8 protein-coding genes are annotated in these 7,804 nt (G+C 61.8%); 1 reads left to right on the top strand and 7 read right to left on the bottom strand.

Annotation, left to right across the window (positions count from 1 at the left end; translation table 11 throughout):
• Nucleotides 1-99: 99 nt before the first annotated feature.
• Nucleotides 100-1,104 carry an aldo/keto reductase gene (locus AC1D1X_RS10780; protein WP_477668715.1) on the bottom strand — a complete coding sequence of 335 codons (1,005 nt, stop codon included), beginning with the start codon at nt 1,102-1,104 and terminating at the stop codon, nt 100-102.
• A gap of 253 nt (nt 1,105-1,357) precedes the next feature.
• Between AC1D1X_RS10780 and AC1D1X_RS10775 the strand changes: the two genes are divergently transcribed.
• Nucleotides 1,358-1,831, top strand: a complete 474-nt coding sequence (locus AC1D1X_RS10775; protein ID WP_477698262.1) for a hypothetical protein — start codon at nt 1,358-1,360, stop codon at nt 1,829-1,831.
• Between the two features lie 45 nt (nt 1,832-1,876).
• Here AC1D1X_RS10775 and AC1D1X_RS10770 read toward each other — a convergent pair whose 3' ends face one another.
• From AC1D1X_RS10770 to AC1D1X_RS10745, 6 genes are all read right to left on the bottom strand, one after another.
• Nucleotides 1,877-2,689: a YiiX/YebB-like N1pC/P60 family cysteine hydrolase gene (locus AC1D1X_RS10770; protein WP_477668713.1), complete on the bottom strand. Its 813-nt coding sequence runs from the start codon at nt 2,687-2,689 to the stop codon at nt 1,877-1,879.
• Nucleotides 2,690-2,744: 55 nt separating this feature from the next.
• Nucleotides 2,745-4,550, bottom strand: a complete 1,806-nt coding sequence (locus AC1D1X_RS10765; RefSeq protein ID WP_477668712.1) for an ArnT family glycosyltransferase — start codon at nt 4,548-4,550, stop codon at nt 2,745-2,747.
• The gene (locus tag AC1D1X_RS10760; protein ID WP_477668711.1) at nt 4,537-5,076 is read right to left on the bottom strand and encodes a GtrA family protein; all 540 of its coding nucleotides are present in this window, start codon (nt 5,074-5,076) and stop codon (nt 4,537-4,539) included. Before AC1D1X_RS10760 ends, AC1D1X_RS10765 begins: the two co-directional genes overlap by 14 nt.
• Before the next feature lie 10 nt (nt 5,077-5,086).
• Entirely contained in the window at nt 5,087-6,319 is a 1,233-nt protein-coding gene (locus tag AC1D1X_RS10755) for a glycosyltransferase family 9 protein (RefSeq protein ID WP_477668710.1), read from the bottom strand.
• Nucleotides 6,319-7,482 (bottom strand): tRNA guanosine(34) transglycosylase Tgt, encoded by a 1,164-nt coding sequence (gene tgt / locus AC1D1X_RS10750; RefSeq protein WP_477668709.1) that lies wholly within the window; start codon nt 7,480-7,482, stop codon nt 6,319-6,321. The genes AC1D1X_RS10755 and tgt overlap by 1 nt, the downstream gene beginning before the upstream one ends.
• A 42-nt stretch (nt 7,483-7,524) precedes the next feature.
• On the bottom strand, nt 7,525-7,804 hold a 280-nt coding region (locus AC1D1X_RS10745), incomplete at its 5' end, for an S-adenosylmethionine:tRNA ribosyltransferase-isomerase (protein ID WP_477698261.1).

Genomic DNA, 7,804 nt, shown 5'->3' with positions numbered 1-7,804 from the left:
TATTGGCGCGTCGCGGTTCACGAATGCTTTGTGGTCGCAGTACCAGATCTGATATGAAGCCGTTCCCGAAAGGCCGACAGAAGCCGCAGGTTCCTCGACTCAGGCCATCGGCCGCCCAAAAAATGGGTAACCCGGGTCGTTGTAGCCGTGGCTGGACGCGTGGCCGGGCACGACCAGGTCATTGACAAAGATTTCGTCGTCCTTGTCCAGCACCAGTTCCACCGCACCATACACATCCTCCAGGTGCGGCAGGGTGCGCGGGCCGACGATGACCGAACTGATCAGTGGATTGGCCAGTACCCAGGCTGCGGCGAACTGGCCGGGCACTTGTCCCCGGGCTTCGCAGCGCGCCTTGATCTTCTGCGCAATGACCAGTGACTCTTCGCGGAATTCGGTCTCCAGGATGCGCTTGTCGCCGCTGCCCGCGCGTGTGCCTTCGGCCGGCGGCTGGCCGGGTGGGTACTTGCCGGTCAGCACGCCGCGTGCCAGCGGGCTGTAAGGCACCACTCCAATGCCGTAGTGGCCGCAGGCCGGCAGGATTTCAACCTCCGGGCCGCGGTTGAGCAGGTTGTAGTACGGCTGGCACACCACGGGCTGCGGCATGCCCAGCGCTTTGCACAGGTGCACCACCTCGGCGATGCGCCAACCCCTGAAGTTGGACAGACCAAAACTGCGAATCTTGCCCGTGCGAATCAGGTCGCCCAGCGTGCGCACCGCCTCCTCCAGGTTGGCGTCGTGGTAGTCACGGTGCAGGTAAAGAATGTCCAGGTAGTCGGTTTGCAGCCTGGACAGAATGGCCTCGGTTTCCTGCACCAGCCAACGGCGGGAGTAGTGGCCTTCGTTGACAGCCTCGCTGACAGGGTTGCCCAGCTTGCTGGCCAAGACCCAGTGGTTCCGCTGGCCCGCGAGAAGCTTGCCCAGGTCTTTTTCGGACTGCCCCTGGTTGTAGACATCGGCCGTGTCGATGAAGTTGAGCCCGTGCTCGCGCGCCGACGCCACGATGCGGCCTGCTTCTTCAAACGGCGTCTGCTTGCCGAACATCATGGTGCCCAGGCACAGGACGGAGACTTTGAGGTTGCTGTTTCCAAGGCGGCGGTATTGCATGGTCATCTTTGCAAAAAAAGTGGGCAGGATCGCCGATAGTGCCTGAGCCTGAATCTTTGCGCTGCACGTCGGCTATTTGGTGACTGCGGCCCCCGCCATGAAGATTTGCTGTCTACCTGTCGGTTTTCGATGAAGTATCTTCATTTGATGCTGATCGTACAAATCTAATGATCTTGTATCTTTAAACGAAACTTTTAAGGCATTCCGCTCCACACTGCCTCTACAAGCATGTGCTTGGGCCTTCGGGTTATTTATGAAGATCGATTCCTCCGTGTTCTCCCTGTCACGCCTGACGCGCCGCACGGCTTTGGCCGCTGCGGTGCTGGGTGCCACTGCCCTGACGRGCTGCTACGTCGTGCCGGTCCAGCCCGGCCATCCGCCGGTTTCCTCCACGGTGTATGTCACACCGGCCATGCCGGCAAGCACGACCTTTGCGGCGCGGCTGTACCCGGCGAACGACATCGCCCAGGCCTACGGCATGGTGGGCGCGGTGGTGACCAACGACATGAACGGGCGCGGCACCTTCACCACCAACATCAACGGTGAAAGCTTTAATGGGGAAGCTACGCGCATCGCGGGCTCTTCGACGCGCGAAGGGGTGGCCAACGGCTCCGGCAGCCGGGGCAGCTATATCAGCTGCCGCTACCAGATGAACTCGTCAACGATGGGGACGGGGCAGTGCAAGCTCTCCAACGGTGCGCAGTTCACGATGCACATCGGCGGTTGAATCAACTGAAGTGGCCGTCGCCATAACTACCAACAGCGGCGCCGGCTACTGCTGCATCTGCTCGACGGCGACGATCTGGGGCGCTGCCTTGAGGTGCCCCACATACCGCAGCGGCTTGTGAATCATGATGGAGGGCACATCGCCCTCCCGCATGTGCAGCAGGTCGCCGGGGTTGATCAGCCGGGGGTCGGCGTCGGTCAGCGGCAGGCCGGCGCTGCGGTAGGCCTCCAGGATGAACTGCGAACAGAAGAACTGGTCATTGCGTCCCAGTCCCAGCTGCACGGCTGCGATGCCGCGAATACAGAAGTCGCGCACCATCGAAGGCACCAGCGGCAGCTCGCACATGCGGCGCTCCAGCGCGAAAGGCGCCTGCAGCATCACGCCGACATAGTTGTATTTCTTGCCTTCATGGCTGGCCGCGAAGGTGTTGATCTTGATGGCCTGTTCGGCGGTAAGGTCGGGATGGCGAAACGCCACCACTGTCGCCTCATCATTGAGTAGCGCGTCCATGCTGCGCACGCGGATACCCGAGCCCACGGCTTCAGCGATCTGCCGGTTGCCCATATATATCGCAGCATGGCTGACCGGCGATAGCGTGATCAGGCGAATACCCACCGAGTTGATGCCGTTTTCAGCGGTGAGGATGATGTCGCCCGGCAGCAGGACGTCGGGCCTGATCAGCTCTCCACCATTGCCCGGGTTCAGAGCCATGTTCTGAAAACCCAGCATAGGCGCACCCGTCTCCGCATGCGGCTTGATGGCCGTGGCGCAGCCGCCAAGCGCAAGGAGCAAGCTGCCCAGGACAGTCACCAGGGATAGCAGTCGGGCCATCGTGGCCTGCGGTGAGGTTTTCGGCATGCGCAGGGCTCCAGTCAAATACGGGTTTGGAATGAACAGAACAATCAGCGGACGCTCAGGGCGCGGCGCGCTCGACCAGGTATTCTCGGGCGTACCAGAAGGTTTCGGGCGACTTGAACGCGCCCAGCGTGCCTTCTTTTTCGTCCTGCCGTGAGCGCAGGTCCCAGCGCTGGTCGATGATGCGGCAACCGTCGCAGGGCTTTTGCCCGGCACGGCGCTGCACCAGGGCGTAGCGCGTGTTCTTGAACAGGGCATTCACGTCCTCGTAGTCCACCGGCTGCGCGGCAAAGTAGGGAACGATTTTGGCGCCCGGAATGATGAACTCGTAGCGCTCAAAGTGCCCGTTGAAGTTGCTCGGCACCGACACGGACTGGCCTTTGAGCAATGCATCAGTATCGGGGCGGAAATGGCCCATGTCGCCGTTGAAGGGCAGGGTCACCCATGCGAGCGCAATGAGTACGGCGAAGCTGCTCATCGCAGCGATCGGGCGCGTCAGCTCGCGCCTGACCATGCCCGCAATACACGCCACGGCCAGAACCCCTATAAAGAGCCAGTAGAGCGGTGAGTACAGCCAGGAATCCTGTGTGGCCCGCACACCGCCAAAGCCGATCAGTCCCATGGCCAGCGCGCCGCCCAGGCAGATCAGCAAGGTCAGGCTGAACCAGATGCGCGAGATGCGCTCCCAGTACAACGCGATCAGTACGGCCAGCGCGGGCATGGCGGGGATCAGGTAGCGGGTGGAGCGCTGGGTGGGCACCATGAACACCAGCGCAAAGGCCAGCATCCAGAACCACATGGCTTTTTCTGCATCGCTGATGGTCTTGCCAGTGCCCTTGCGCTGCCGCCAGGCGCGCCACGCCGCCACAAAGCAGCCCACGGCAACGGGTAGCAGGAAAAGGGCGTTGGAGAAGTAACCCGTCAATATCGTCAACACGCCGCTGCTGCCGCTGAACGCGATGGCGAAGTAGCCCTTGGACGAATTCATCTTGCCGGCGTTTTCGCCGACGACAAACTCGCGCCAGACTTCTCCTGGTTGCGGGTCAATGGCAAACCACAATCCGAAGATTGCGAGTGCCAGCACGCAGATGGCTGTGACCTTGATACCGTCGGTGATGATCCCGGCCCGGGAAATTTCCCAAGGAGCTTTCTGAGCACCCAGCACCTGGTAGCACAGGGCCAGGCCGAACCCGACCGGCACCACCATGACAAACGATTTGTAGAGGCAGCCTATGCCGATGGCCAGGCCGGCGAGCAATGGAAATTTCCAGCGCGAGGCCAGCAACTTTGCCGGCGCCCAGGCAACGGCAAACAACACCCCAAACAGCCAGAAAGTTTCGGGTGCGCTGGTGAGGTAAGGCCTGCCATAGCGGTAGGTGCTGAAGAACGACAGGTACACGATGGCCGCGATGGCGCCCATCGTCAGGGCATGGCGGCTGCTATCGGTTGAAGCGGCCTGGCTGACCGGCTCTTCAGCGACAGTGCCGGTGGATGTGGCCGTGTTGCGAACGATCTTCCAGGTCAGCAGCCCGACCATGAGCGAAATTGCCCACGTATAGACCACGCTCGGCAGGCGCAGGTTGAGCAGCGTCCAGTGCCCGCCCCATCCGCCGGCGACCATCGCCTGCCAGAACAGCACGGGCGGCTTGGTGTTGCGCATGAAATCGTAGGAGCTGACCAGTGGCAGCCACTTGCCGGTCGCGGCCGTCAGCCGGGCGATATGGGCATAGACCAGCTCGTCGCCGTTGCGCGGAATGTGGTCACCGGCAAGGCCAAACAGGTAAGCCAGCGCGACCAGTAGCGCCAGCGTTATCCAGATGCGGTGGGCCGGGATACGATTTTTCAGGGACTCAGGGCTTGTCATGGGTATCGGTGGAGGGCGGCGCAGCGCCGTCGGCGTCAGGGGCCACGATTTTCGCGCGCCGGCGGCGAAATGTCATGCGGTCATTGGCCACAAAGTTACACACGCTGGACAAGGCAATCGCCAGCACGTTGGCCAGGATGTAGTGCATGTACAGCGCCAGCCATTTGGTCAGCAGTGACTGCAGCACGATGGCCAGGCCGGCCGCCATCACGTACTTTGAAAACAGGAAAAGTGCCGAGTGGTGCACTTCATGCTTGCGGTCGCGCCAGGTCAGCCGCCGGTTCCAGTAAAAGTTGCTGATGGTGGCGATCGTGATGGCCAGCGCAATGGAGTAGTTCAGCCGGGAATGGAAGTCGGCAATGTGGCTGAACAGGAATTCCTGGGCAACATACAGCACGGCGACATTCACCACCGTGCCGCTGGCGCCCACCACGCCGAACTTGATGAAGCGCCAGCGCACCATGGGTTGCAGGCGCTCAGGCAGGCGGCTGATGACAGCCTCTGCTATGGATCGGAGTGTTGTCATCGGAATGGGGTCAGGGCGTTGCCAGGCACTCGCGCGCCTTGGCCAGTACGGTTTCGGGCGCAATGACCTTCAGGCACTGGTTGTCGCCGTCGCAATACGACGAGCGGTGGTTGTAGGCAGTGAGGCAAGGCGAACACGGCCACTGGCTGTAAAAGGAATGGCACTGCGGTGTGAGCGGCGCATACAGGCCCGGTGTCTCGGGGCCAAACAGCATCAGTGTCCAGATGGGCGTGAGCGCCGCGAACTGCCCAGGCCCACCGTCGTTGGTGACCAGCAGGCGTGCCACATGAAAGAGCGCCAGCAGTTCGGAAATGGATCGCGTATAGCCGGTCAGGTCAATCACGGGGCTGCCGGGGAAGGCCGCCTGCACGTTGGCTACCAGTTGCTGCGCCAGCGCCTGGTCGTCTTTCAGGCCAATCACGGCCACGGCGCAGCCGTCGGCCACCAGCCCTTCGCACAACGCGGTGTAGGAAGCCAATGGCCAGGCACGGATCGGCAGGATGCCCCCGCCCGGGTAGACCAGCACCAGGAGCTTGCCGGCAATCGCGGGAAAGTCCTGCGCCAATCGCGCATGGATGCCTGGCACCAGCGCCGCATCCAGCTGTATGTGCGGCGGTGGTTTTCCGATGCCTGCCGCGGCCAGATTCGCGGGCAGTTTGGATTTCGGAACGGCGGTGGAATCAATCGCGCGCGCCAATGTCAGAAACTGCGCGCTGATGTGCTGGTAAGGGTTGTAGGGAACGGGCCGGTTGATGTGCGAGCCGCGGTACAGGCCTTCCTGCGTGTGGCGGTGAAAGCCCACGCGGATGCGCGCGCCGCTGGCATACGACAGCAGGCTGCTGATGCGCGAGAACAGCTCGCAGTCAATCGCCACGTCAACATTCGCGCGCCGCAGCTCGCCAATAGCCTTCCACAGGCTGGACAGCAGGCCGCCCAGCGACTTGTCATCCACCGTGTGCACGTTGGCCGGGTCCACCACCTGCATGAGGTCGAGGATTTCGCGGTTCTTGCCAAAGAGCAGGGCGTGCAGCGGTGCGTCGGGGTAGCGCTGCTTCAGGCGCGTGAACATGTCGTGGGCCAGCACCAGGCTACCCATCTCCGACAGCAAAATCACCACGATGGCGCGCGGCGCGGGGTCGGCGCCGGAGCGGAATTGCCGCATCACGGCATCGACGCCCGATACCGCAGCACACAGCGGTATGCCGACCCAGCGGTCAATCCAGCGTTGCAGGTTGATGTTCATCAGACGCCCCGCTGCCTGTCAGCGTGGAACTGCGCGGTGAATTCGCCAAAACGGCCGGCGTCCAGTGCGTCGCGGACTTCCTGCATCAGATTCAGGTAGTAATGCAGGTTATGGATGCTCGACAGCATGGGGCCCAGCATTTCGCCGCAGCGGTCCAGGTGGTGCATGTAGGCGCGCGAGAAATTCTTGCAGGTGTAGCAGCTGCAGGTGGCATCAACGGGTTGGTCTTCCGTCTTGTAGCGCGCATTGCGGATCTTCAGGTCGCCAAAGCGCGTGAACATGTGGCCGTTGCGCGCATTGCGCGTCGGCATCACGCAGTCAAACATATCAACACCGGCTGCCACGCCTTCGACCAGATCTTCAGGTGTGCCCACACCCATCAGGTAGCGCGGCTTGTTCGTCGGCAGGCGATGCGGCGTGTGCGCCATGATGCGCTGCATTTCTTCCTTGGGCTCACCCACGCTCACGCCGCCAATCGCATAGCCGGGCAATTCCAGCTCAACCAGCGCATCCAGCGATTCCTGGCGCAGGTTTTCAAACATGCCGCCCTGCACGATGCCGAAGAGCGCGTTGGGGTTCTCCAGTTTTTTGAATTCGGCAATGCAGCGGCTGGCCCATCGCAGGCTCAGCTCCATCGAGCTGCGCGCTTCGCCTTCGGTGGTGATGTGGCCCTTGGTGTCGTAAGGCGTGCATTCATCGAATTGCATGACGATGTCGCTGTTGAGCACGGTCTGGATCTGCATCGAGATTTCGGGCGTCAAAAAGAGCTTGTCGCCGTTGACGGGCGAGGCGAACTTCACACCTTCTTCCGAAATCTTGCGCATTTCGCCCAGCGACCAGACCTGGAAACCGCCGCTGTCGGTGAGGATGGGCTTGTTCCAGCTTTCAAACTTGTGCAGGCCGCCGAACTGCTGCATCACGTCGAGGCCTGGGCGCATCCAGAGGTGAAAGGTGTTGCCCAGGATGATTTGCGCGCCCATGTCGTGCAGTGACTGCGGCATCACGCCTTTGACCGTGCCATAGGTGCCGACGGGCATGAAGATGGGGGTTTGCACCACACCGTGGTTGAGCGTCAGTTTGCCGCGCCGGGCGTAGGAACCGAGGTAGGCGCCGGCGCCTTCGCCAGCCGGAGCATCGGTCTTCAGAACTTCAAATTCGAGCATCTTGGGATTGTCGCAGGTGTACGCGGGGAGATTCAGGCACCCTCAGGTGTTCCCCAGAGGGGTTTTACGGGTCAGCAGCATGGCATCGCCATAGCTGAAAAAGCGGTATCGCCCGGCAATCGCATGCCGGTACAGCGCCATGATGTGTTCGTAGCCTGAAAACGCGCTGACCAGCATCATCAGCGTGCTTTTGGGCAGGTGAAAGTTGGTCAGCAGCAGGTCTACCACGGCAAATTCAAAGCCCGGGGTGATGAAGATGTTGGTGTCGTTGCAGTCGGGACCGAATTTGGCGTGCGACTCCAGCGCCCGCACGGTGGTGGTG

Source organism: Polaromonas sp. P1_G4, assembly GCF_056405475.1.
The sequence above is the reverse complement of the archived record's forward strand: the minus strand, read 5'-3'. Positions and strand labels throughout refer to the sequence as shown.

Coding starts and splice junctions, on each gene's coding strand:
- AC1D1X_RS10780 (WP_477668715.1), bottom strand. CDS start 1,104: ATGCAATACCGCCGCCTTGGAAACAGCAACCTCAAAGTCTCCGTCCTG.
- AC1D1X_RS10770 (WP_477668713.1), bottom strand. CDS start 2,689: ATGCCGAAAACCTCACCGCAGGCCACGATGGCCCGACTGCTATCCCTG.
- AC1D1X_RS10765 (WP_477668712.1), bottom strand. CDS start 4,550: ATGACAAGCCCTGAGTCCCTGAAAAATCGTATCCCGGCCCACCGCATC.
- AC1D1X_RS10760 (WP_477668711.1), bottom strand. CDS start 5,076: ATGACAACACTCCGATCCATAGCAGAGGCTGTCATCAGCCGCCTGCCT.
- AC1D1X_RS10755 (WP_477668710.1), bottom strand. CDS start 6,319: ATGAACATCAACCTGCAACGCTGGATTGACCGCTGGGTCGGCATACCG.
- tgt (WP_477668709.1), bottom strand. CDS start 7,482: ATGCTCGAATTTGAAGTTCTGAAGACCGATGCTCCGGCTGGCGAAGGC.